The organism is Novosphingobium tardum (assembly GCF_042652045.1).
Classification (GTDB): Bacteria; Pseudomonadota; Alphaproteobacteria; order Sphingomonadales; family Sphingomonadaceae; genus Novosphingobium; species Novosphingobium tardum.
The window spans coordinates 649,520-672,640 of sequence record NZ_JBHSDR010000003.1; the positions used below are offsets into that span (position 1 = coordinate 649,520).

The 23,121-nt window shown below is 65.8% G+C and carries 23 protein-coding genes and 2 pseudogenes; 8 read left to right on the forward strand and 17 right to left on the reverse strand.

What is annotated here, in order from left to right:
• The first annotated feature begins 45 nt into the window (after positions 1-45).
• Both ACFO0A_RS03295 and dut read left to right on the forward strand, forming a co-directional pair.
• A complete protein-coding gene (locus ACFO0A_RS03295) occupies positions 46-1,737 on the forward strand; it encodes a bifunctional phosphopantothenoylcysteine decarboxylase/phosphopantothenate synthase (RefSeq protein ID WP_379537549.1) in 1,692 nt (563 codons plus the stop codon).
• Positions 1,730-2,200, forward strand: a complete 471-nt coding sequence (gene dut, locus ACFO0A_RS03300; protein ID WP_379537550.1) for a dUTP diphosphatase — start codon at positions 1,730-1,732, stop codon at positions 2,198-2,200. The genes ACFO0A_RS03295 and dut overlap by 8 nt, the downstream gene beginning before the upstream one ends.
• Before the next feature lie 45 nt (positions 2,201-2,245).
• Here dut and ACFO0A_RS03305 read toward each other — a convergent pair whose 3' ends face one another.
• From ACFO0A_RS03305 to secB, 4 genes are all read right to left on the reverse strand, one after another.
• A complete protein-coding gene (locus ACFO0A_RS03305) occupies positions 2,246-2,971 on the reverse strand; it encodes a DUF4136 domain-containing protein (protein WP_379537551.1) in 726 nt (241 codons plus the stop codon).
• Positions 2,972-3,112: 141 nt separating this feature from the next.
• Positions 3,113-4,126: a tryptophan--tRNA ligase gene (gene trpS, locus ACFO0A_RS03310; protein ID WP_379538152.1), complete on the reverse strand. Its 1,014-nt coding sequence runs from the start codon at positions 4,124-4,126 to the stop codon at positions 3,113-3,115.
• A gap of 37 nt (positions 4,127-4,163) precedes the next feature.
• Positions 4,164-5,777: a murein biosynthesis integral membrane protein MurJ gene (gene murJ, locus ACFO0A_RS03315; RefSeq protein ID WP_379537552.1), complete on the reverse strand. Its 1,614-nt coding sequence runs from the start codon at positions 5,775-5,777 to the stop codon at positions 4,164-4,166.
• A 54-nt stretch (positions 5,778-5,831) separates the two neighbouring features.
• Positions 5,832-6,368, reverse strand: a complete 537-nt coding sequence (gene secB, locus ACFO0A_RS03320; protein ID WP_379537553.1) for a protein-export chaperone SecB — start codon at positions 6,366-6,368, stop codon at positions 5,832-5,834.
• Positions 6,369-6,597: 229 nt separating this feature from the next.
• On the opposite strand from secB, the gene ACFO0A_RS03325 reads away from it, so the two are divergent.
• The 3 genes from ACFO0A_RS03325 (at position 6,598) to ACFO0A_RS03335 (ending at position 9,121) form a co-directional block, all read left to right on the forward strand.
• Positions 6,598-7,287 carry a Tim44/TimA family putative adaptor protein gene (locus ACFO0A_RS03325; protein WP_379537554.1) on the forward strand — a complete coding sequence of 230 codons (690 nt, stop codon included), beginning with the start codon at positions 6,598-6,600 and terminating at the stop codon, positions 7,285-7,287.
• 185 nt (positions 7,288-7,472) lie between these two features.
• Positions 7,473-8,546 carry a murein transglycosylase A gene (gene mltA, locus ACFO0A_RS03330; RefSeq protein WP_379537555.1) on the forward strand — a complete coding sequence of 358 codons (1,074 nt, stop codon included), beginning with the start codon at positions 7,473-7,475 and terminating at the stop codon, positions 8,544-8,546.
• A complete protein-coding gene (locus tag ACFO0A_RS03335; RefSeq protein WP_379537556.1) occupies positions 8,543-9,121 on the forward strand; it encodes a Smr/MutS family protein in 579 nt (192 codons plus the stop codon). Before mltA ends, ACFO0A_RS03335 begins: the two co-directional genes overlap by 4 nt.
• 4 nt (positions 9,122-9,125) lie before the next feature.
• On the opposite strand, the gene dapE is transcribed toward ACFO0A_RS03335, so the two are convergent.
• From dapE to ACFO0A_RS03380, 9 genes are all read right to left on the reverse strand, one after another.
• Complete coding sequence (gene dapE, locus ACFO0A_RS03340; protein WP_379537557.1) at positions 9,126-10,271, reverse strand: succinyl-diaminopimelate desuccinylase; 1,146 nt, start codon at positions 10,269-10,271, stop codon at positions 9,126-9,128.
• Positions 10,272-10,299: 28 nt separating this feature from the next.
• Positions 10,300-11,223, reverse strand: a complete 924-nt coding sequence (locus ACFO0A_RS03345) for a S1/P1 nuclease (protein ID WP_379537558.1) — start codon at positions 11,221-11,223, stop codon at positions 10,300-10,302.
• Complete coding sequence (locus tag ACFO0A_RS03350) at positions 11,145-11,810, reverse strand: glutathione S-transferase family protein (RefSeq protein WP_379537559.1); 666 nt, start codon at positions 11,808-11,810, stop codon at positions 11,145-11,147. The genes ACFO0A_RS03345 and ACFO0A_RS03350 overlap by 79 nt, the downstream gene beginning before the upstream one ends.
• A gap of 91 nt (positions 11,811-11,901) precedes the next feature.
• Positions 11,902-12,561, reverse strand: a complete 660-nt coding sequence (gene yihA / locus ACFO0A_RS03355; RefSeq protein ID WP_379537560.1) for a ribosome biogenesis GTP-binding protein YihA/YsxC — start codon at positions 12,559-12,561, stop codon at positions 11,902-11,904.
• Positions 12,558-14,429, reverse strand: a complete 1,872-nt coding sequence (yidC, locus tag ACFO0A_RS03360; protein ID WP_379537561.1) for a membrane protein insertase YidC — start codon at positions 14,427-14,429, stop codon at positions 12,558-12,560. Before yidC ends, yihA begins: the two co-directional genes overlap by 4 nt.
• A gap of 60 nt (positions 14,430-14,489) precedes the next feature.
• Complete coding sequence (gene yidD, locus ACFO0A_RS03365; RefSeq protein ID WP_379538153.1) at positions 14,490-14,702, reverse strand: membrane protein insertion efficiency factor YidD; 213 nt, start codon at positions 14,700-14,702, stop codon at positions 14,490-14,492.
• A gap of 23 nt (positions 14,703-14,725) precedes the next feature.
• Complete coding sequence (gene rnpA, locus ACFO0A_RS03370; RefSeq protein ID WP_379537562.1) at positions 14,726-15,106, reverse strand: ribonuclease P protein component; 381 nt, start codon at positions 15,104-15,106, stop codon at positions 14,726-14,728.
• Between the two features lie 62 nt (positions 15,107-15,168).
• Complete coding sequence (gene rpmH, locus ACFO0A_RS03375) at positions 15,169-15,303, reverse strand: 50S ribosomal protein L34 (RefSeq protein ID WP_379537563.1); 135 nt, start codon at positions 15,301-15,303, stop codon at positions 15,169-15,171.
• A gap of 160 nt (positions 15,304-15,463) precedes the next feature.
• Positions 15,464-16,219, reverse strand: a complete 756-nt coding sequence (locus tag ACFO0A_RS03380) for an alpha/beta hydrolase (RefSeq protein ID WP_379537564.1) — start codon at positions 16,217-16,219, stop codon at positions 15,464-15,466.
• A 132-nt stretch (positions 16,220-16,351) separates the two neighbouring features.
• Between ACFO0A_RS03380 and ACFO0A_RS03385 the strand changes: the two are divergent.
• Together ACFO0A_RS03385 and ACFO0A_RS03390 are read left to right on the forward strand one after the other, a co-directional pair.
• Positions 16,352-17,038, forward strand: a pseudogene (locus tag ACFO0A_RS03385) (magnesium chelatase domain-containing protein); the annotation flags it as partial.
• A gap of 32 nt (positions 17,039-17,070) precedes the next feature.
• Positions 17,071-17,916: a hypothetical protein gene (locus ACFO0A_RS03390; RefSeq protein WP_379537565.1), complete on the forward strand. Its 846-nt coding sequence runs from the start codon at positions 17,071-17,073 to the stop codon at positions 17,914-17,916.
• A gap of 62 nt (positions 17,917-17,978) precedes the next feature.
• On the opposite strand, the gene ACFO0A_RS03395 is transcribed toward ACFO0A_RS03390, so the two are convergent.
• From ACFO0A_RS03395 to ACFO0A_RS03410, 4 genes are all read right to left on the reverse strand, one after another.
• A complete protein-coding gene (locus tag ACFO0A_RS03395) occupies positions 17,979-18,662 on the reverse strand; it encodes a recombinase family protein (protein WP_379538154.1) in 684 nt (227 codons plus the stop codon).
• A gap of 2 nt (positions 18,663-18,664) precedes the next feature.
• A complete protein-coding gene (locus ACFO0A_RS03400) occupies positions 18,665-18,802 on the reverse strand; it encodes a hypothetical protein (protein ID WP_379537566.1) in 138 nt (45 codons plus the stop codon).
• Between the two features lie 592 nt (positions 18,803-19,394).
• Entirely contained in the window at positions 19,395-19,976 is a 582-nt protein-coding gene (locus ACFO0A_RS03405; RefSeq protein WP_379537567.1) for a hypothetical protein, read from the reverse strand.
• Positions 19,977-20,632: 656 nt separating this feature from the next.
• Positions 20,633-22,207 carry a recombinase family protein gene (locus tag ACFO0A_RS03410; protein WP_379537568.1) on the reverse strand — a complete coding sequence of 525 codons (1,575 nt, stop codon included), beginning with the start codon at positions 22,205-22,207 and terminating at the stop codon, positions 20,633-20,635.
• Positions 22,208-22,244: 37 nt separating this feature from the next.
• On the opposite strand from ACFO0A_RS03410, the pseudogene ACFO0A_RS03415 reads away from it, so the two are divergent.
• Positions 22,245-23,120: pseudogene (locus ACFO0A_RS03415) on the forward strand (YifB family Mg chelatase-like AAA ATPase); the annotation flags it as partial.
• Between the last annotated feature and the right edge of the window lies 1 nt (position 23,121).

Genomic DNA, 23,121 nt, shown 5'->3' on the forward strand with positions numbered 1-23,121 from the left:
GCAAACAGGTTGCGCCCGGCGCGCGGCCATTGCACAAGCCGCACGATGACGGGGCCCCGCATACTGTTGATCGTCGGTGGCGGCATCGCGGCCTACAAGGCGTGCGAACTCGTCCGCCTGATCCGCAAGGGCGGCGGCTCGGTGACTTGCGTGCTCACTCACGGCGGGGCGCAGTTCGTTACCCCGCTGACGCTTGCCGCGCTTAGCGAGAATATCGTCCACACATCGCTCTGGGACCTCAAGAACGAGGTCGAGATGGGACACATCCAGCTCAGCCGCGAGGCCGATCTTGTTGTCGTTTGCCCGGCGACCGCCGACCTTTTGGCCAAGATGGCTGCCGGCATGGCCGACGACCTGGCGACCACGCTCCTTCTGGCAACCGACAAGCCGGTCCTGGCAGTGCCGGCGATGAACGTACGAATGTGGCTGCATCCCGCGACGTTCCGCAGCGTCGCCACCTTGCGCAACGACGGGGTGACGGTGCTCGAGCCCGACGAGGGCCCGATGGCCTGCGGGGAATACGGGCCGGGCCGCCTGCCGGAGCCCGAGGCGATCTGGCACGTGATCCAGCAAATGCTCGGAGCGTCCGGCGAGGACATAGACTACTCGGGCGCGGAGGATGACCACGACCTCACCGAAGGTGATTCGGAGGAGCCGCAGCCAGTCCAGTCGGGACTGTCCGGACTGGTCAGCAAGGGGCTTGCGGGCCTGTCGGGCATGATGATCCCGCGCTCGCGCCTGCCAGTGAACTTGGCGGAGGACGACTGGGTCGAAGACCAGGGCGAGCCTTGGCCCGAACCGGAGCCGCTGCCAGCACCCGTGCCGGAACAAGCGCCGGCCGAACCGAACGCCGCGCCGCTCCTCGCACGAAAGGGCAAGGGCAAGGCCGCCCCGCCGACCGATCCCCAGGCGATTGCCGAACTGATGGGTTCGACCACGGTCGATCCCGACGCGGGACCAAGCCCCGGCTTCGCGCTGCTGGGGGACGATCCCGCACCTCCCGCAGCGCCGGATGTCCCGGACCTGCTCGATGGCCAGCCCGACTTCGTTGAGGAGCCGGCGCATCGGCCCCTGTTCGGGCGACACGTTCTCGTCACCGCCGGGCCGACGCACGAGCCGATCGATCCCGTGCGCTACATCGCCAACCGTTCGTCGGGTAAGCAGGGCTTTGCCATTGCGGCGGCGGCGGCAGTGGCGGGTGCCCGAGTAACGCTGGTGACGGGCCCTGTGGTGCTGCCCACGCCTCCCGGGGTGGACCGGATTGACGTGGAGACCGCACGCGAGATGGCAGCGGCCGTCGAGAACGCGCTGCCGGCAGACGCGGCAGTGATGGTCGCCGCGGTCGCCGACTGGCGCACGGTCGATACCGCGGCTGAAAAGATGAAGAAGCGCGGGTCGGCTCCGCCCGCACTGCGTCTTGCCGAAAATCCGGACATCCTCGCCACGCTCGGCGCTAGCCGGCGCCGGCCGCGCCTTCTCGTCGGGTTCGCCGCCGAGACCGAGAATGTGCTCGAGAACGCGCGCGACAAGTTGCGGCGCAAGGGTGCGGACTGGATCGTCGCCAACGACGTTTCGGGCGACGTGATGGGTGGGGGCGAGAACCTCGTCCACATCGTCAGCTCGGCGGGCATCGACAGTTGGGAAAACCTTCCCAAGGAAGACGTCGCGGCACGTCTCGTGGAACGGATTGCGCAAGCGCTGGACGAGATCGACGGAGCAACGGTTGCCGATGACTGACGATTCCGTGCCCGTCATGGTCAAGCGGCTGCCGTCGTTCGAAGGACTGACCCTGCCGGGCTACGCCACCGAAGGCGCGGCGGGGATGGACGTCCAGGCGGCCGAGGACGTGACCCTGGCCCCCGGCGCGCGCCATGCCGTCGCCACCGGCCTTGCGCTGGCGATCCCCCACGGGTTCGAAATCCAGGTGCGCCCGCGCTCCGGCCTCGCCTTGCGGCACGGGATCACGGTGCCCAACACGCCGGGCACGATCGATTCCGACTATCGCGGCGAACTGAAGGTGATCCTCATCAACCACGGCTCCGAGCCGTTCGAGGTGATGCGCGGCGACCGTATCGCCCAACTCGTTCTCGCGCCCGTCGTGCGGGCAAGCTGGCTCATGCTCGACGAGCTTGACGAGACACAGCGCGGCGCGGGCGGTTTCGGTTCGACCGGAGTGGGCGTCGTAAGCCCGTTCGCCTGACGATACAGGCGCGCCGCCCCGGCTTTCGCCGGAGCGGCGGCTAGATCAGTCGACCCTGCGAACGGTCGTCTTTTCCGGAGCGACCGAAATCCGCACCGTCTCGCCCGAACGTCCGGGGAAGTCGGTGAACATCGCTTCGACCAGATTGGGGACGAGGTAAGCCAGGCGGTTCGATCGCGAAGCGGCCTGGGCCTTGCCTTCGAAAAGGCGGCGGCCATCGGCCTTGTTGTCGATCTTCACGTCGAGTTCGCTGGTATAAACGGTGACGACATCGATATCGTCGTAGCCGCTGCCGTAGAAGAACGGATCCTGCCACCCGTATCCCCAGGCGCCGCGGCGGTAGTAAGGTGCGTAAAAGCCGGAATGGCCCCAATAGCCGCCGAAGCTGGAACCATAGCCGAACCGCGAACCGTACCACGGAGACCAGAACGGATCGCGAAAGCCGGTCTGGCGCACGCGGTCACGACCCTTGTCGACGCCGTAGTCGAGCCGGACGATCATCGCGGCATGGCTCGGATCGGTGCGGACGTAGCCGAGGCGGCTCATCTGCGCGGCCACCAGGTCGGCGTACTGGCTGAATTCGATGCCCCCGGCATCGCGCGGATCTTCGGCGACAACGGCGTAGCTCTGTCCCGCGGGCGTCGGCATCGCGCTCGAAAAGCGCTTGACGTTCGCGTTGAACGGGGTGGCGCAGGCGGCAAGGCCGGCAAGCAGCAATGGCGCGGCGATGAAGCCGAGACGGCGGGCAAGGGGGGTGCGGCGGTTTTCCATCTGCGGGAGTCTCCAGTGTCCAGTCCGGCTGCCCCCGGAAACGCACCGGGCACGTGACTGTCATTACAACCGGATAACTAGCACGAAGTCGCTGAATATCGCTTGAATACTGGGTTTAACATCTGACGTATGGCGGTGCCGTCAGCCGTGGATCAAACCCAGTGCCCGATAAGCTGTGTCGAGCGTCGGCCGCGCTCTGTCGCGCGCGGCGGCCGCGCCCTTGGCAAGGATCGCGTTCAGGGTAGTCGCATCGTCCTTCAACTCGACGAAGGCGCGAGCGATCGGGGCCAGCGATTCGGCAAGAACCTCGCCCAAGGCGGGCTTGAACGTGCCGAATCCTTGTCCCCCGAACTGCGCCAGCACCGCGTCTGCCGTCGATCCTGTCATCGCCGCGTAAATGCCGACCAGGTTAGCCGCCTCTGCCCGGCCCTCGAGGCCCGCAATCTCCGACGGAAGCGGTTCGGCATCGGTCTTCGCCTTGCGGATCTTCTGCAGGATCGTGTCGGCATCGTCCGAAAGGTTGATCCGGCTCATCTCGGACGGGTCGGACTTGCTCATCTTTGCCGCGCCGTCGCGCAGGCTCATGATCCGGGCTGCCTCGGGCGGGATTATCGGGTCGGGCAGAGTGAAGATCTCCTCGCCCGCGCCGAAGTCGTTGTTGAACTTCTGCGCGATGTCCCGCGCCAGTTCGAGGTGCTGCTTCTGGTCCTCGCCCACCGGGACGTGCGTCGCCTGATAGGCGAGCACGTCCGCCGCCTGGAGAACAGGGTAGGTGAACAGAGCGACGCTGGCGCCCTCGCGGTTCTTGCCCGATTTGTCCTTGAACTGCGTCATCCGGTTCAGCCAGCCCATCCGCGCGGTGCCGTTGAGCAACCATTGCAGTTCGGCGTGGGCGGGAACCTGGGCCTGGTTGAACAGGACCGAACGGTCGGGATCGATCCCGCAGGCGACGAGCGCAGCGGTCATCTCGCGCGTCGCGGCGCCGAGTTCGGCAGGATCGTGCGGTTGGGAGATCGCGTGCAGGTCGGCCAGGAAGAACAGGCACTCGCTTCCCGGCTCCAGCGAATCCTGCATCCTCACCCAGTTGCGGATCGCGCCAAGGTAGTTGCCAAGGTGCAGCTGCCCCGTCGGCTGGATGCCGGACACGATGCGCAGCGCGCGCGTAGGTTGAGGATTTGCCATGGATTGACCTTTAGAGTGCGGGGCCGGCCGCGTCGCGCGTCCGTCCCGGGCGGCGCCGTAGCTGGGCGAGCACCCGCTTGTCGAGCGCGCCGAAGGCCCATGCCGCGATCACGAATGCCGCGCCACCCGCCGACACCAGCAGCCCCAGCGATGTCGCGCGTTCGAATGCCGTGCCAGCATAATGGGTCTGCATCTTGGGAAGCAGCCAGTAGAGGACCGCTCCCATGACAGCGCTCGCAGCGGCCTGGCGCGCGATCCGTGAGGCGAGGCGGGCGCTGAAGCGGAACCAGTGGCGAGCGTGAAGCACAGCATAGAGGAGAACGCAGTTGAGCGTGGCCGAGGCAGCGGTTGCCGCCGCCAGGCCGACAATCCCGAAGCGCCTTACCACGACCAGATTGACGGCGACGTTGAAGGCCAGCGCAGCGAACGCGGTCATCACCGGGGTGCGCGTTTCCTCGCGCGCAAAGAAGCCAGGGCTCAAGATCTTGACGAGGACGTAGGCCGGCAATCCGCAGACGAGTGCGACCACGATGTGGGCCATCAGCGCTCCGTCCCCTGCGGTGAACTTGCCCCCGACAAAGAACGCCGCGGTGAAGGCCGGGGCGCAGATCGCAAGGGCCACGGCGGCAGGCAGTGTGAGCAACGTCGCCATCTCGAACGCCTTTGCCTGAATGTCCTGCGCCTCGCGGTCCTCGCCGGCGTGAATGTGGCGTGCCAGTAGCGGCAGGATCGCTGTGCCCAGCGCAATTCCGACGATTCCCAGCGGCATCTGGTTGAGTCGGTCGGCAAGCTTGAGCAAGGTCAGCGAACCCTGCGGCAGTTGCGTGGCGAAGAACGTGTCGACGAACTGGCTGATCTGGTAGATTCCGGCGCCGAAGGTCGCGGGAAGGATAAGCGCGCCGAGCTTGCGCACCTGCGGCGTAAAGCGCGGGCGGCGAAGGCTTAGCCGCACTCCCGCCCGGCGTGCCGCCCAGCCCATCCAGACGAGCTGCGCCACGCCCGCGAGGCTTACCGCCATGGCCAGTGCGAGTGCCACGATACGGTCATCGCCATTCGGGCCGCGCAGCCACCACCCGGTGAGAATGCCGGCGATCAGCACGACATTGAGCAGCACCGGTGCGAAGGCCCCCGGCGCGAATCGCGCCCGTGCGTTGAGCAGGCCCGACAGCATCGCCACGAGGCTGACGAGCGCGAGATAGGGAAAGGTGATCCGGCTGAGCAGCACGGCCAGCTCGAACTTGCCGGGCACCGCGCGGTAATCGTGGGCAAGGGCAAAGACGATCGCAGGCATCGCGATCATCGCCAGCGCACTGAAGATCAGCAGCACCCAGACGAAGACGGCCAGCACGTCGCTGGCGAAATCGGCGGCGGCGTCCTCGCCCGCCTCTTGTGTCGGTGCCCCGTGGAGCGCGCGGCTGTAGAGCGGCACGAACGCCACCGAAAATGCGCCTTCCGCGAACAGCCGGCGGAACGTGTTCGGAAGCGTGAAGGCAAGTTGGAACGCGTCGCCCGCAAGGCCGGCGCCAAGGACGCGGGCCAGAAGCATGTCGCGGACGAAGCCGAAGACCCGGCTGATCGCGGTCAGCCCGCCGATCGTGCCGACGCTGCGGGCAAGTCCGCTCATGAGTGGCGGTTCAGCGCCGGAACGCGCATTGCGCGGCCCGGCGCCGAAATCCGGTCAGGCGTTGCCGAACGGCGCATCCTGGCCGCCCTGCTCGGCATCGCGCTGGGCGATCTGCTGGACGTAGAGGCCGTTGAAATCGATAGGTTCAAGCATCAGCGGGGGGTAGCCCGCGTTGCGCACCGCATCCGCGACGATCTGGCGGGCAAAGGGGAAGAGGATGCGCGGCGCTTCGGCGAACAGGAACGGGTGCATCATCTCTTCGGTCACGTTGCGCATGCCGATCAGGCCGCAATAGGCGAGCTCGACGATGAACGCGGTGCCCTGCTCGGCACGCGAGGTGATGTTGATCTTGAGCTCGACCTCGTGGACGTCGGGACCCAGGTTGCGCGAGCCGATGTTGAACTGGACATCGACCTGCGGCGCGTCTTCCCACGAATAGCTTTCGGGGGCGTTCGGATTCTCGACCGACAGGTCCTTCACGTACTGCGAGATGATGCCGACCGCGGGGGACGTATCCTCGCCGTTCGTGGCGGGACCGGTCGCCTGATCGTCGAGGCCCAGATCGCTGATGATGTCGCCTTCGTTGGCCATGTTGCCATGCTTTCGTGGATTTGATGAGAATTGGCGCGCGCCTAGCAGGATGCTCAGGCAGCGGCAACCGGCGGCTGAGTGACAGCCACGGTTCGGCAGACAGTGCAAATTGTCCGGGAACGTGCGCGCATCCACGCGTTGTTCATTTGTATTTCGTACCTATTTAGGGCAGGTTCGCTGCCAAGTTGCCGACATCCCGCGGGTGCCGGCGCCTATTCGGGAAAGACGCGTGATCATCCAAATCGTGATTCTGGCCATGGTAGCCGCCTTCCTGGGCTTGCGGCTCTATTCGGTGCTCGGTCGCCGCGCGGAACACAACGACGAGCCGCTCCAGAAGCCCGTGCACCGTCCCGATGCCCCCCAGGCCGGCCGCGCCACGCCTCCCGCCGCCGAACGGACCGCTACCCTGCCGCGACCACAGTCGCCCGCCGGAAGGCCCGAAATTGCCGTTCCGACCGGCTTCCAGCCGGTGGCCGAGCGCGGCATCCGCGCGATAGTCGCCGCCGACCGCCGTTTCGACATGGGTCAGTTCCTCGAAGGCGCCAAGGGCGCCTATGCGATGGTGCTCGACGCGTTCTGGCGGGGCGACAAAGAAGATCTTCGCCAGCTGTGCGATGCGGACGTTTACGAAGGGTTCGCTGCGGCAATCGATGCGCGCGAGGCTGCGGGTGAAACGCTCGACAATCGCCTCATCCGCATCGAGGAAGCGACAATCGCCGGCGCAGAGTTCGCCGCCCCCACCGCGCGGATCACGGTGCGCTTCGTGGCCGATGTCGCGTCCGTTACGCGCGACCGCGATGGCCACGTCATTGCCGGCTCGCTCGACGACGCGATCGAAAGCCGCGACCTTTGGACCTTCTCGCGCGACGTCAATTCCACCGATCCTGATTGGCTGCTCGACGAAACCGACGAAGGCTGACCGGCCGTAATTCAAGCATGGCCGGTCCGATCATAGTGAAGGGGCGCCCTCTACTTACGGGCAGCCTGTTTCGATTCCTGGCAATTTTCGCGGGCATCGTCCTGCTCAGCGCGTGCGGCAGGGTCATTCCGCCGAGTCGCACGCCACCGCCCGTAGGGTCGCCGTCGCCTGGGCCCACTTCAGCATTGCAGCCTTCGACCGCCGCGCTCCTCGGCGTGCGCAAAGGGCCGGCCGTGGCCAGCCTCGGCCTCGGCATGTCGGACGCGGCCGACGCGCTGCGATCGTTCCGCGAGAGCTGTCCCCGCCTCCTTTCGCGCGCGGACGCCAGTGGGCTGACCCGCACGGGTGACTGGACGGCGCCCTGCGCCGCCGCCGCGACCTGGCCCGCGGGCAGCGAGGCGGCGTTCTTCGCCCAATACTTTGAAACCGCCCGGATCGGCCCGGGCGATGCATTCGTTACCGGCTACTACGAACCTGAGATTGCAGGCGTGCGGACGCGTCAGCCGGGGTTCGACATTCCAATCTACGGGATGCCGCCGGATCTCGTGCGGGGATGGAGCGCCGATACGCCTGAGAGCGAGCGGACCGGGCGCGCCCCGCTTGGCCGCTACGACGAAACGGGCGCGTTCGTCCCCTATTTCGACCGCGGCGAGATTGAGGACGGCGCGCTGGCCGGAAAGGGCTTGGAAATCGCCTGGGTTGCAGACCGCATCGAACTGTTCTTCCTCCAGATCCAGGGATCGGGACGGCTGCGCGCGCCCGACGGCTCGATCATGCGGATCGGCTATGCGGGGCAGAACGGACGAGAATATGTCGCGATCGGCCGGACATTGCGCGATCGCGGGCTCTTGGAGCCTGGTCAGGCCAGCATGCAGGGCATAATTGCCTGGCTTCATGCCAACCCGGCTGAAGCCGACGCGGTGATGCGCGAGAACAAGAGCTGGGTGTTCTTCCGCGAGCTCACTGGCGATGGCCCGCTCGGCGCGCTCGGAGTTCCCGTGCGCGGCGGATCAAGCGTGGCTGCAGATCCGTCCTACACTCCGCTGGGCGCGCCCGTGTGGCTGTCGCTCGACCGCGCGGAAGCGAACGGACTGTGGATCGCGCAGGATACGGGCGGCGCGATCAAGGGCGCCAATCGTTTCGACAGCTTCTGGGGCGCCGGTGACGACGCCCGCAGGATCGCCGGGGGCATGAGCGCTTCGGGCCAGGCGCTGTTGCTTCTGCCCAAGGGAACGGTCGCCCGGCTCACAACGCCGTGACCGCGCCACGCGGGCTGACGCCCGCCGAGGCCGCATTATGGCGGAAGGTGGCGGACACTGTGACGCCCCTCGAACCAACCCGGATCGCCCCGCCGACCCTGACCGAACCCGCGGCTGTGGCGCCTGCCCCCGCCAAGTCGCCACCAAAGTTCGTGAAGCCGACGCGACGGACCCCGGTACCAGTCGCGGTTCAGCCCGCGCGCTCAGCAGCGCCGCCGCGCGAATTGACTCGCGCCGGGCTTGACGGATCCTGGGACGGAAAGCTCGCCAAGGCCGAGATTGCGCCCGATCTCACTATCGACCTGCACGGCCACTCGCTCGATTCTGCCTATGCCTTGCTGATGGACGGACTGTCGCAGGCCAGCGCGATGCGCGCGCGGCTGGTTCTGCTGGTGACCGGCAAGCATCGACCGCACGGCGATCACGATGCCCGGGGCAGTCGGCGCGGGGCCATCAGGGCCAAGCTCCTGGACTGGCTCGCCGCCTCTCCCCATGCCTCGCGGATCGCAGCGGTGCGCCCCGCCCACCCTCGTCACGGCGGCGCGGGCGCCGTCTATATCGTCCTGCGTCGCTAGGGCTTCAGTCCACCAGCGCGGCGCGCACTACGCGGCCGTAGATGCGCTGGAGGACCTCAAGATCCTCGACCGCCACGGCTTCGTCGCGCTTGTGCATGGTCGCGTTGACCAGCCCGAACTCGATGACCGGACACAGGGCGCGGAGAAAGCGCGCGTCCGACGTGCCGCCGGTCGTCGACAGTTCAGGCGACAGCGACGTTTCAGCGATGATGGCGTCGGCAAGAAGGGACGAGAAGGCGCCCGGAGGGGTCAGGAAGGGTTCGCCCGAGATCACGGGCCGCGCGATGGCGCCATGGCGGTCCGCAATCTCGGACACGCGCTGGGCCAAGTCGGCGCCGCTGTGGAGGTCGTTGAATCGAATCGAGATCCGGGCCTCGACCTTCGCTGGAATGACGTTCGTGGCGGGGTTGCCGACGCTGATGTCGGTAATCTCGAGGTTTGAGGGCTGGAACCAGTCAGTACCCTGATCCAGTTCAAGCGAATCAAGCTCGGCCAACAGAGCGATCATGCGGGGCAGGGGATTGTCGGCCTGATGCGGATAGGCGACGTGGCCCTGTGTTCCCTCGACCGTCAGCCAGATGTTGACCGAGCCGCGTCGGCCGATCTTGGCCATGTCCCCTAGGCGGGCGACCGAGGTCGGTTCGCCGACGAGGCAGAGGTCGGGTCGCTCGCCATCGGCGGCCATCCGCTCGATCAGCGCGATCGTGCCGAAGCGCGCTGGGCCTTCCTCGTCGCCGGTGATGATGAAGCTGATCGTGCCGGCATCGGCGGGGACCGTAGCCACCGCTGCGATCATTGCCGCGATTGACCCCTTCATGTCCACCGCGCCCCGGCCGTACAGCATGTCTCCGCCCGGGCTGGCGCGGCGAACGGGCGCGAACGGAGCGCTTGACCACCCGTCGCCTGGAGGGACGACGTCGACATGGCCGGCAAAGGCGAAATGCCGGCTGCCCGGAGGGCCCCGGCGCACGGCAAACAGGTTCTCCACCGGGCCATCAGGCGGGGTGCCTGCAGTAAAGCGGGTGACGGCAAATCCCTGGGGAACCAGCATCGCCTCGAGACAATCAAAGACGAGACCCGATGCAGGCGTCACGCTCGGGCACTCGATCAGCCGTTCGGCCAAGGTGCAGACATCAACCGGTTCGCCCATGGCGGCGAGTTAGACGAGCGGCGGCGCGCTAGTCCAGCGCTTCGTCCAGCAAGCGCGCAAGGCGCAGGCCCCCGCGCGCGATACGATCGCGCACTGCGGGCAGGGCCGCCTCGATCGCCGCTTCATCGAGCACGACCGGGTGCGGGGCGGCTCCATCGCACGGATCGCCCTTCAGCGCGCCCCGATAGGAAAGGTCGCGACTGAGCTCATAGCTCTCGCGCGACCAATCCACGACTTCGCCGGAGCCCCATGCGGCGCGCTCGACAGCGGAATACCGCCGGGTCAGGGGCGGGGATGCCGAGGACACCGCGCGTTCTGCAAGATAGCGATCCCAGATCGTGTGAAGATTGCCGACCGGCGCAATGCCGTAGTCCGCCTTGAGCGCATTGGCGCCGGCATCGTCGCGGTCGGCTTCGTGAAGCGGCTGGTGCAGGTCACCGACGAAATGGACGAGAAAGGCCAGCGCCTCCATCCGGAGCGGTGCCGGCAGCGCGCGGTCGGCCAACAGCTTGCGGTTGCGTTCGACTTGGGCGGACACGCAGGTTCCGTTGGCGCAGGTGACCTGGGGCTTGAACGGCTTGCAGATGTCTTGGTCATCGTAGTGCCAAGGGGTCGTATAAGCCCATCGTTCGCGGTCGCGGCGCACGCAGTCCGGCCAGGTCGCGGCATCCTCGATGCTCTTGACCGGGCAGTCAGGCGTGCCGAGCTGGGGTGCGGCGCGCAGCAGGCGCGCAATTTCGGCGCGGGTATGCGGTCGCACGTTGTCTTGCGCGATCGTCGCGATAGCCCGGTGGGAATAATCGCTCCACGCCAGCGCGGGCTGGACGGTGGCGGCGAAAATCAGGCAGGCGACGACCCGGGCGACTGTTCGTCTCAGGATGGCTGGGGACCCTCGAAGCGGCCGATCGTCCAGTCTTCCGCCTCGGCGGCGGCGACCCAGTTCTTCATCCACTCATGCTCCCAGACCGCCTGCATGTAGGCCACGGCAAAGCCCGGCACGGGAACACCGTAGGTGATGAAGCGGCTTACGACCGGGGCATAGATGATGTCGGCGGCGCAGAAGCTGCCGAACAGGAACGGCCCCCCCTTGCCGAAGCGCGCCCGCGCCTCTGCCCACAACGACAGGATGCGCACGATGTCGGCTTTGGCGTCGTCGCTGAAATGGTGATCTTCGACCCGCTTGCGCACGTTCATGGGCAGCTGGCGGCGCAAGGCGAGATAGCTCGAGTGCATTTCGGCGACCATTGACCGGGCCATGCCGCGGGCGGTCTCGTCCTTGGGCCAGAAGCGGTCGCGCCCCACCCTGTCGGCAAGGAACTCGATGATCGCAAGACTGTCCCAGACCACGCATTCGCCGTCCCACAGGATCGGCACCTTGCCCGAAGAGGGCGCAAGTTCATCGGACTTGCGCTCCTCGTCCCAATCCTCGCCGTAGAGGGGGACAGTGATCTCCTCGAACGCCAGGCCGGATTGCTTGGCGGCCAGCCAGCCGCGCAGGCTCCAGCTCGAATAGTTCTTGTTGCCGATGATCAGCTTCATGCGCTTGCCCCGCTCTTGCAGTCCCGGAAGCCGTAGGTGTTCACGATTGGCGTGTCTAGGATGAACGGCAGGCTTGGGTCCGTGGTACGCCCTAGAGGTTGAGCGCGTCCGCCAGAACCGCAGCGCGCAGTTCCGGGATGCCGGCCTTGGTCTCGGCCGACGTTGCGATCACCTGTGGATGCGCCGCGGGATGCTTGCGCGCTTCCGCCTGCGTTGCCGCGAGGACGGCCTCGAGCTCGGTCGGCTTGATCTTGTCGGCCTTGGTCAGGACCAGGCGATAACCGACCGCGGCTTCGTCGAGCATCTTGAGCATTTCGCCATCGACCGGCTTCAGCCCGTGGCGCGCATCGATCAGCACGAGCGTCCGCTGGAGGACGGCGCGTCCCCGCAGGTAATCGCGCACCAGCCGGCGCCATTTCTCGGTCACCGCGGGCGGCGCCTTGGCGAAGCCGTAACCGGGCATGTCGACCAGCCGCATCACGGTGGGTTCGCCGACCTCGAAGAAGTTGAGTTCCTGCGTTCGCCCCGGAGTGACCGAGGCGCGGGCAATCGACTTGCGCCCCGTCAGCGCGTTGAGAAGCGACGACTTGCCCACGTTCGAGCGGCCGGCAAAGGCCACTTCCGGCGCATCGGGATCGGGCAGGAACTGAAGCTGGGGCGCACTCTTGAGGAAGTCCACGGGCCCCGCAAACAGCCGCCGCGCGCGTTCCCCGATCTCGTCGCTGTCCCCGGCGGGGCGGTCGTCGCTCATCGCGTGCGCGGCTTTGGCTTGGCGCGGGTGGTGGTGGTCTTGGCGGTCGGCGCGGGGCGCGCGGTGTCGCGCTCCTTCGCGCGCGAACGATCGGCCGCGTCCTTGTCGTTCTGGGCCTTCAACTGCGGGTGGCGCATGTAGAGGTACTTCTGCTGCGCGATCGTGAGCAGGTTCGAGGTGATCCAATAGATCAGCAACCCGGCCGCGAACGGTGCCATCACGAACATCATGATCCAGGGCATGAAGGCAAATACCTGCGCCTGGGCCGGGTCCATCGGTTGCGGGTTAAGCTTGAACTGGAAGTAGGTAGTGATGCCCAGGATCAGCGCCAGGAGCCCGATCGCCAGGAACGACGGCGGGGTGAAGGGAAGCAAGCCGAACAGGTTGAGAAGGTGCAACGGATCGGGCGCGGAAAGATCCTTGATCCACAGCACGAACGGCTGGTGCCGCATCTCGATCGTCAGGATCAGGACCTTGTAAAGCGCGAAGAACACCGGAATCTGCAGGAAGATGGGCAGACATCCGGCCAGCGGATTGACGCCCTCGTTCTTGTAGAGCTCCATCGTCTTGGCCTGAAGGGTGGGCTTGTCGTCCTTATAGCGTTCCTGCAGCGCCTTCATCTTGGGCTGGATGGCACGCATCGCGGCCATGGACTTGAACTGCTTCTGCGCCACTGGGAACATCAGCGAGCGGATGATGACCGTCAGCAGGATGATCGCCACGCCGAAGTTGCCGGCAAGCCGGAACAGCCAGTCCAGCAGGTAGAAGATCGGCTTTTCAAACCAGCGGAACCATCCCCAGTCGATCGCCAGGCTGAAGTTGCTGATCCCGGCGGCCTCGTAGGCATCCAGAACGCGATTTTCCTTCGCGCCGGAGAACATCCGCGTCGTGCGGGTGAGCTGCTGGCCGGGAGCGAGCGCTGTCGGACGATAGATCAGGTCTGCGCGATAGATGCTGTTGCCGAGCGAGCGGAAGTCAGCCTGCGCCGCGGCGTCGGTCTGCGGGATGAGCGCGGAGAGCCAGTAAACGTCGGTAAATCCGATCCACGTCGGCCGACCGGCGGGAGTGACCGTCCGCTGCTCGCTTTCGCGCACATCCTTGTAATTGGTGCCGAAGTCGACCGAGCCGTCGAATGCCCCGATCGGTCCCGAATGGACGTTGAAGCTGTCGGCACTGGCCGTCCGGTCGGTGCGGTTGACGAGGGCAAAGGGTCGCACGACGACGGGTGCGCCGCCGCGATTGGCGACCGTCTGGGTCGCGGTGATCATGTAATTCGCGTCGATCGCGAAGCGAATTGCGAAGTCCTGTCCGGTGGCGTTGGACCAGCGAAGCGTGACCGGGGTCTGTGCCGTGAGGCGGGAGCCTTGCGCGGTCCATACGGTGCGCGCGTCGGGGAGCTGGATCCCGGCGTTGCCGCCATCCGCCCCGACCCATCCGACCTGGACGAATTGCTGCGCAGGCGTCCCGGCCGGCGAGAGCATGCGTACCGGCGGGGTGTTCTTTTTCTCGCCGCTGCGATGGTCGTTCAGCGTCAGGTCGTCGATCACCGCGCCGACGAGGTTGATCGATCCGCTGACCCGGGGGCCGGCGATCGGCACACGATTGCCGCCCGCCAGGGCTACTGCAAGGTCGCGCTGCTCGGCCGCTACGTCAGCAGCAGCGGTCAGGCCCCCTTCGCGGTTCGTGCGCGGCTGCGCGGCAGGCTCGCCCGCATCGGTCGTGGCGACGGGGGCGCTGCCCGCAGGCGCGGTGGCAACGGCCGCCGGCTTGGGCGGGGCCGGATAGAGATAGCGCATGGCGCCATCCCAACCGAGCAGGAGCAGGCCGGTGAGCACCACCGCCAGGATCAGGTTACGCTGGTTGTCCAAGTGAGGAGATCCTGCAATTCGCGTCATGGCTCCGGGCGCGGCAGGCGCGGAAACCTTGGGTCAGGGAACGGGGTCATAGCCGTGGCCGCCCCATGGGTGGCAGCGCAATATACGCTTCGTCGCCAGCCAACCACCCTTAATCGCACCGTGGCGTGCTAGCGCCTCGATCGCGTATTGCGAGCAGCTTGGCGCGAACCTGCAGGTCGGCGGCAAGATCCGCGACGGTCCCAGTTGCCAGCCGCGCGCGACGAGGATGAGGAGGCGTGCGGGCAAGGCCGTGAGGCGGGAAAGAACGCTCATGCGCGAGCACTGCGGCGGTGCTGGCCGCTGCGAGGACGGCGCGGGGGATCGCCCTTTCCCGCCGCGGCGCGCTGAAGCGCGGCCATCAATTCGTCTCGCAGCGCGGCAAAGTCACGCTCGACGCCGCCTTCGCGGCCGATCAGGACATGGTCGGCCCCTGCGATCCCGGCGACGGGTAGCGCGCTGCGAAGCAATTCGCGAAATCGCCGCTTCATCCGGTTGCGGACGACCGCGTTGCCGATGCGCTTGGTGACGGTGATCCCGAAGCGGATTGCCGGAGCGGCATCGTCACGCGAGCGCACGAGCAGCACGAATCCGGGCCGTGCGACCCGGATGCCCTGGTTGGCGCTGAGAAAGTCCGCCCGCTTGCGCATCACCTCTAAACGAGGGGCACGCGGACAGGGAGGAGACTGCGGCGGCGAACCTTCGCCGGCGGCGGTCAGGCCGAAAGCTTGGCGCGGCCGCGAGCGCGGCGGGCGCGGATGACCTTGCGGCCGCCCGGGGTCGCCATGCGGCTGCGGAAGCCGTGGCGGCGGGCACGCACGAGGCGGCTGGGCTGAAAGGTGCGCTTCATCGTATCTATTCCCGGTATGGGCGCCGTCTGGGCAACCCGCGATTCGCCTGGAGTCAGCAGCAGTGGAGACTGCGACCGCCGTTATTTCGAGCGGGGCCGATAGGCGAAACGGCCCGCCGCGTCAACCTAGGTTCCGGGCCGATCGCGCGGCGCGGCGCGATCAGTCCAGCGCGGCATAGCGCTTCATCTCGGCCACCGAAAGCCAGCGCGCCTCCGCATTGGGGACCGAATTGGTCATCGCGTAGAACGCCTGTGCCTGCGCATCGGACATGCCCATGTCGCGGTAGTAGGCGATATAGGCCTGGTTTACAGGATCGCTGGGCGCGAAATCGGGTGGTTCGCGTCCGTTTTCGTCTTCCCAGCTATGAACGGCGAATTCTGCGCCAAGGTCTGCGCTCCGCCGCGATCCGGCAAGGAACAGCTCGACCGCGCCCGAACGGACGGACCCACCGGCGGGAACATGGGTAGCGATACCGGCGCGTCGGATCATGCGGCCGAGCCGCAGGTTCGCATTGTCGTCGTCGGTGCCCGGACATTCGACCATTTCGATGACCGCAATACCGGGATACACCGCCAGCATCGCGGCCAGCGCTCGCGGGCTGCCGGCGTTGGTCCCCGCGACCAGCGCAGCGCGGTGCGGATCGAGGACGCGGAACGGCCCGAATGCGGCGATCGCGGTTGCTTCGAGATGGGCGTCCGCGAGTGCCGAGGCCACGAATCGGTCGCTTCCCCGCTCGTCGTCAACGACTGTGTCCTCGACGATCTCGTAGGTGGTCGTGGCCTCGGCGACGGGCGGCAATGCTTGTGCGCGAGCAGTCACGGGCGCGAAGCAGCTCGCGGCGCAGCCGAGAGCGAGTGGCAGGAAGGAGCGGAATGTCGCCATCGCGGGCGCACCGTACGCCAGCCAAGGCTGCACTTGCCCTAACGCGCAAGGTTAACCGGCGGGGGACATTGATTTTCCTTGCCTGCCGAGATGCATGCGCAGCCTCGACAGGCGGAGCCCATTAGGGCATGCGCAAGACGGAACAAACAGGGGTCGTTCTTTTCCATGGTCGCACTGGTATCGACGGTTGCCTATCTCGGTCTCGAGGCTCGCGCGGTCGAGGTTCAGTGCCAGGTGGCGCGCGGAATGCCGGGTTTCCACCTCGTGGGCCTGCCCGACAAGGCGGTGGGCGAAAGCCGCGAGCGTGTTCGAGCCGCGCTTTCGGCGCTGGGGCTGGCGCTCCCCCCCAGGCGAATCACCATCAACCTCTCGCCGGCGGACCTGCCCAAGGAAGGCTCGCACTACGATCTACCGATCGCGCTCGCGCTGCTTGCAGCAATGGGTGTGGTCGACGTGGAGCAGATCGCCGATTTTGTCGCAGTGGGCGAACTCGCGCTCGACGGCCGGATAATCGGGTCGCCGGGCGTGTTGCTGGCCGCGCTTCACGCACACGGCGCGGGCAAAGGTCTGATCTGCCCTGCCAGCCAGGGCTCCGAGGCGGTGTGGGCCGGAGGTATCGAAATCCTCGCCGCGCCCGATCTCACCAGTCTGCTCAATCACCTTAAGGGGACGCAGCGTTTGCCGCTGCCGCTGGCGGGAGAGGCGGAGCCGGTGCGGCGCGTCGCCGACCTGGCGCAGGTCAAGGGACAGGAGACCGCCAAGCGCGCGCTCGAGATCGCGGCGGCGGGCGGGCATAACCTGTTCAAGTTGGGCCCTTCAAGACCTCTCTCAGAAGTGTTGACCACATGTGTTAGTGAGGTCCGCTTCCAAAGGAGTGTCAGGGTGTGAAGGATCTGAGGGACGAGGCTGCCACTGGTGTTCGCTTCAGCTTGAATTATCTCTCACGCGGAGGCCCGCTCAAAGATGGTGAGAGATTCCGAAGGAGGCTCTATCGGCTCTTTTCAGACGTGGCGCTGGATCCTGAGAGCATTGCAATTGCCGTCGAGTATGAAACCGGGGCCCGCGTGCCGTGGGGCGGTTATGGTCATGACTGGGAGGACTTCTTTCAGGACGCGGAATTGCGCGATATCTTAGACGCGATAACTGTTATTTGGCGGCTTCTCGGTCCCGGCGGACGGGGCCAAACATGGTTGAGAGAAACTGGGCGCATCTTTCGCGAAGAAAACCTGGGGTATCGTTGTGACGAAAAGGCCGGCGTTCACTTTGCCGTGGACGACGAGTTCCAGCGGAATTGGGCATCCACAATTTCCGGTCTTGGGCTTCCACGTTATGGAGCCGCGCGGGCTGCGTTTGAAGCTGCTCAAGCCTCCTTCGACATGTCCCCGCCTTCGGGTCGCGAGGCTATTAGACACACCTTTGATGCTGTCGAGAACGTGTTTCGCCTAGTCTTAGGTTCTAAGGTTTCGCGGCTTGGCTCCACGGAAATTCAAAAATCGTTGAGGCCGTTGGTGTTGTCGCTTCACGAGGGCACTGCGCGAGAGGGCCTTAATAAGCTGATCTCTGCTTTTGCTGATTGGGTCGATGGGGCTCACCCTTACCGCCATGCGCAAGGCGTCGAGGCCATGGAAGTTGTTCCGCTGGAGGTCGCGGTTCTCTTTTCCAGCTTGGGTGCAAGCATCCTCCGGTGGCTCATAGAGCTGGATCTCAGGATCGCGGAAAAGCGGGCCTAACTACGATCATCGAAGGGTTTTCGACGAAAGGCAGGGGCCAAGGGAAATGCAAACGTAACAGATCACCCGGATAGAGCGGCTATTCGCTGCAAAAGGCGCTGCACACCCACAGGGTGCCACGCCCCGCCCCTAGGGGCCTCAATCCCAAGCCCGTTGAGCCCCCTCGCGAGGTCCCTAAGGCTCTCCGCGCCTTCCGCGCGCAGCAATGCGATATCTTTCGCCAATGCGGCGCAGCGGGCATCAGCGGCGCGCTTACGGGCGACCAGTGAGGCGCTGTTGCCCTTGCCTGCCCGCCGAAGGGCGGCAGCGCCGTTTGGGTTCCCTAGGCGGGTGCCCCGCGCCTTGGCAGCGGCGAGGGCCGCTTTGGTGTTTTCCGAAATCCGCTCTCGCGCATCCTCATTGATGACGGCAAGCACGCCGATGGTGAGGCGGTTCACTTCGGGGTTGTCCGCGCAGATGAAATCAACCCCGCTATCACGCAAGCTAAGCGTGAACGCGGCGTTGCGGCTGAGCCGGTCCAGCTTTGCAACCACCAGGACGGCCCCGGCGAGGGTTGCCCGCCGAAGCGCCTCCGATAGTTGGGGCCTATCGTTGTTCTTCCCGCTCTCGACCTCCGTAAACTCGGCAATCAGGGAGAGACCCCGGGTAGCGCACAGTTCCGTAACCGCCCTGCGCTGCGCCTCAAGGCCCAAGCCAGACCGTCCCTGCGCAGCCGTGGAGACGCGGTAATAGGCTACGGCTTTCATGGTCACAGACCCAGCAGGGTGTTGATGCGGTCGCGGATACGCATTGCGCGGGCAATCTGAAGCGCCTCTTGCCCCCTTGCGGCGCGCGCGGCGGCTTGGGCATCAGCAATCAAGGCGGCGACAGTGGCTTCAATGGACATAGCTATCTCCTGTTACAAATGGCGCAACGACCATTACGCTAAAGGTAACAGGCGGTCAAGAGGCGGGGAGTTAGGCCATAAGGCGGCCCGCTGCCCCGCCCCTCCGCCCTGACAACAGGGGCGCGGCGACTGCTCCTGCCGCGCCCCCTCAAGGGCACCCCCATGGGGGGAAGCCGCCAGTTGTCTACCGCGCTAGGGCCGCGCGGATTTATGCGCCGAAATCAATCGGGCAGGCCGTGGCCCGGCATGGCGTAGTTGGCGAACCGCGAAGGCTCGTCCCCCTCCGCAGCCTTAGGGGGTCCCTTCGGGTCCGGCGGGGGCGGGGAAGCCGGGTCCTCCGACCTAGCGGCGGGCTTAGGCTTAGCCGTTGGTCCTCGGCGCTTCCGGGCAATACCCTCCACATTGTCGAGATAGGTCACCATGACAGTGCCCCCGGGCAACTCGCGAACCTCCGTCACGCGCTCGCTGTCAGCAATCCCCGCCCAATGATCCGGGGACGAGGCCCAATCTCCTACCGGATATTGAGGGGGCGGCGGCAGGCCGCGTTCCTGCCTTCGCCTCGCGCGCTGAGCGAGCCGGGCAAGGCGGGCGCTCACGGCTTAGGCCGCGACTTGCCGTAGGCAGCCGCCTGCCGGGCAATCTCTTCATCCATGGCGATCTTGGCCGCCAGCCGCTTGGCCTGATCGGCAATGTATTGGTTGCGGAAGAGCGCCTTCGTATTGCGCACCGCCTCATCCACTTTCTTTTCCAACGCCAGGCGTCCGGGCTCACCCTCAAGCCGCGCCTTGTCCTCCTGCACAACGGCCAGCCGGTCCACTAGCGCCTTGACCTTGGTGGGGGAGGCCATGGAAATGGCTTCTCCCGTCACCGGGTCATAACTACGGACCTCTGTCAGCGCGCTCATGATGCGGCGCGCTTCAGCGTCCAACGCTTCCTTGGCCTGCTCGTGTTCCCACACGGCGTACTGCACGTCGGTTCCATTAGGGCCGGGGCCCAGAGCATGCCGGGCAGCTAGAACCTTCTGGCCCAACTCTCCGGTAAAGTCCGTTGCGGTTCCATCGGGGGAACCAGTGGGTCGCCAGAATGCCGGTCCTGAGGTTCGCACCAATTCGGCGCGAATGTCGCTGTCGCTCGGCATACCGGGTATGTCGGCGTATTCGTCGATATCGTTCATCTTGGTTTGCTCGTGGTCGGGGTTCTCAGGGTTGAAAAGGGCCGCCGCCCCCCGGAGAAACCAGACACAAGACAGGGGGCGGCGACATCGGGCGGCAGAGCCGTCCACAGGGGGGATTTGGAATTTGCCTCTAGGAGGCCCGTAGAGGCCCTTCGACGTCTTTCCCTAGCGGCGACATAGGTAAGGTTCGTTTTGACGTCTGGCGGCCCATTTCTGGGGCCCTGAGGACCTATTTAGACGGCACCAGTATCCCTACACTAATCAGGGGGGTGAAATTTGCCTCTTTAGGGTGGCCTTAACCGCTCGCGGCAGACGAGGCGCTCAGGTAAGACCATCCCCGGCCTATGGGCCGACGACCACCCGCGCTAAGGGATGGGGAAGAGGCGGAGCCTCTTGAGCCCCCCCCTTAGAGGTAACCTCTAGGGCCCTTAGAGGGTTCTCCTAGTGTCTATCCGTTAGGATGGTAGATAGAGTTATCCTCTTACTCTCTATCCGTAGGATGATACCTTAGAGGGGACCTCTAGGTTCTCCCTAAGGAACCCTTCCAGACACATGAAGAAACCATATGGGAATCCCGTGGGGTTCTCCTATATGTGGGCCCGGATTGACAAGCGGCCTAAGTCATTGATTTATCGTTGCTGATGCAAGGCGCACTTCTAACCGCCCAATCCGGGGGCAGGGGGCATGGAAAACAGCATGGGGGTGACCCCGCCTTGCCGCCAATGGAGCCGCAGTTCTCCGGCCCGATAATCAACTACTACGGCGTCAAACAGCACCTTCAAGGCAGCATTGATCGCGGCCCTATCGGCTTCCCCGCGCTCCTCTATCGCCTCTCCAAGCGCCACTGCTCGCGCATGGATCAACCCGCCATCGGTAAGCCTACGACGCTCCTCAAGGTCCGCTAGGGCGGCCTTGTGTGTGCCAATCTCCGCCTCCAGCGAAGCAAGCCGCCGGGCCAGCGCAACCGAAGGGGCTTGCTCTAGCGTCTCGCCAAGCTCTCCAAGGTGATCCTCAAGGCCCGCGATGGTGTTCCGGGCTGATTGAGCCTCCCTGTCCAACTCTCTGCCGCCATCGCCAGCGGGGATGTTGTCAACGAACCAAGCGGGCTTTGCAAAGACGGCCCGCTCAACCTCCCCAAGGGGAACGGAGTGATAGACACAGCCCGCCCCTGCCTTCGCCCGGGTGCAGACTAGCTTAGGTTGCCCGCCCTTGGCGGGGTTCCCTTTCTGCACCCTCGTCATGGCAGAACCGCAGATGGGGCAGCGGGCCAGCCCCGCTAGCACGTTAGCAAGAGGGCGCTTGGCCCCCTGCCCCCTAGCGGCGGGCGCATGGCCGTCCTTAAGGGACCTCACGGCCAACCAGTCGGGCTCCACAATGATCGCGGGAAAGGCCCCCGGTATGGGCTCCTCAAGGACCCTGCGCTTCACTCCGTCCTGATATTCGATCTGCCCGGGGGTGAGTTCGCCAATGACAGCGGGGTTGCGGAGCAACTTGGAGACGCTGGACCTATGCCACAGCTTCGCCCTGCCTAGCGGGGGCACGCCTTCCCGATTGAACCGCTGAGCAATCATGTGCTCGCCTTCCCCGGCAAGAGTGAGGGCATAGACCCTGCGGACAATGGCCGCCCTGGCTTCATCGACGGACCATCCGGCGGGTTCCTGCCAGCGAAGCCATGCGGGGGCCCTTGAGGTAAGCTTGGCGGCTTCCCCTGCGCGGACCTTACGGCGCTTTTCTGCCCACACTCCGGCAAGCCGAGTGCTCTTTATTCTGCTTTCCTCATATCCCCGCCCGGACGACATGACAGACACCACAAGGCCCAACCCGCCGTCCGCCTTAAGGCTCTCTCTGGAATAAATGTGACCATCCGAAAGGGTGGCAACGGCGATGCCCGCGCGGATCAGCGCCGTAAGTTCAAATTGAACATCGAGGGGTTCCATGCGGGAAAACCTGTCGAGGCTTTCCAAGGCTAAGACCGAACCGGGCTCGACTAGGCCGAGTTGAACTGCGGCCATGAACTTACCTAGACCAGCATCGGCGGAAAGGTTCGCCCCCCGGTAAGCGGAAACGCCCGCATCGGTAATTTGCAAGGTATCGTCTAACTCTAACCCCTGCTCCGCTGCGAACGCCTTCGCTGCCGCTGCCTGCCGCCGAAAGCTGTCGCCCCGGGCCTGCTCAGGAGTGGAAAATCGGATGTAGCTATAAACCTTTGGCATGGCGAAGAAGTGGCGCATTGCAGAGGCTCCTGCAAGAGGTCTCTGCGCTCCATATATGTTGATGATCGGACCGCCGGGCGCGGGCAAATCGCTGATGGCGAGCTGCCTTCCCGGGATCCTGCCCGAACTGACCCCCGCCGAGGCACTTGAGGTGTCGATGGTCGCGTCGGTCGCGGGGACGCTCGAGGAAGGCCGGATCAGCCGCGCACGGCCATTTCGCAGCCCGCACCATTCGGCCTCGATGGCGGCCCTGACGGGCGGCGGCCTGCGCGTGCGTCCTGGCGAGGTGAGCCTGGCGCATCTCGGCGTGCTGTTCCTCGACGAGCTTCCCGAGTTCCAGCGCGCAGTCCTCGATTCGCTGCGCCAGCCGCTCGAAACCGGCGAAGTCACTGTTGCCCGCGCGAACGCCCACGTGACCTTTCCGGCCCGGGTTCAACTCGTCGCCGCAATGAACCCGTGTCGGTGTGGACACCTTGGCGATCCGGCCCTGGGATGCAGCCGCGCGCCGCGCTGCGCGGGCGATTACCAGAGCCGCGTGTCGGGACCCTTGCTCGACCGGATCGACCTGCACGTCGAGGTCGATCCGGTGAGCGCGGCCGACCTTGCGTTGCCCCCGTCATCAGAAGGCTCGGAGCAGGTCGCCGCGCGAGTGGCGCGCGCCCGGTCGGTACAGACTGCACGCATGGAGGGCTCAGGCGCGCGCACGAACGCCCAGCTCGACGGGGATTCACTCGAAAAACATGCAACGCCGGACGAGGCCGGGCGCAAGCTTCTCGCACAGGCTGCTGAAGCGATGCGCCTTTCCGCGAGAGGCTATACCCGGATGTTGCGGGTGGCGCGGACGGTGGCGGACCTGGGGGGAGCCGAGCAGATCGGCCGGATTCATATTGCCGAGGCGCTGAGCTACCGGAGGCAGCCGCCGCGAGCGTGAA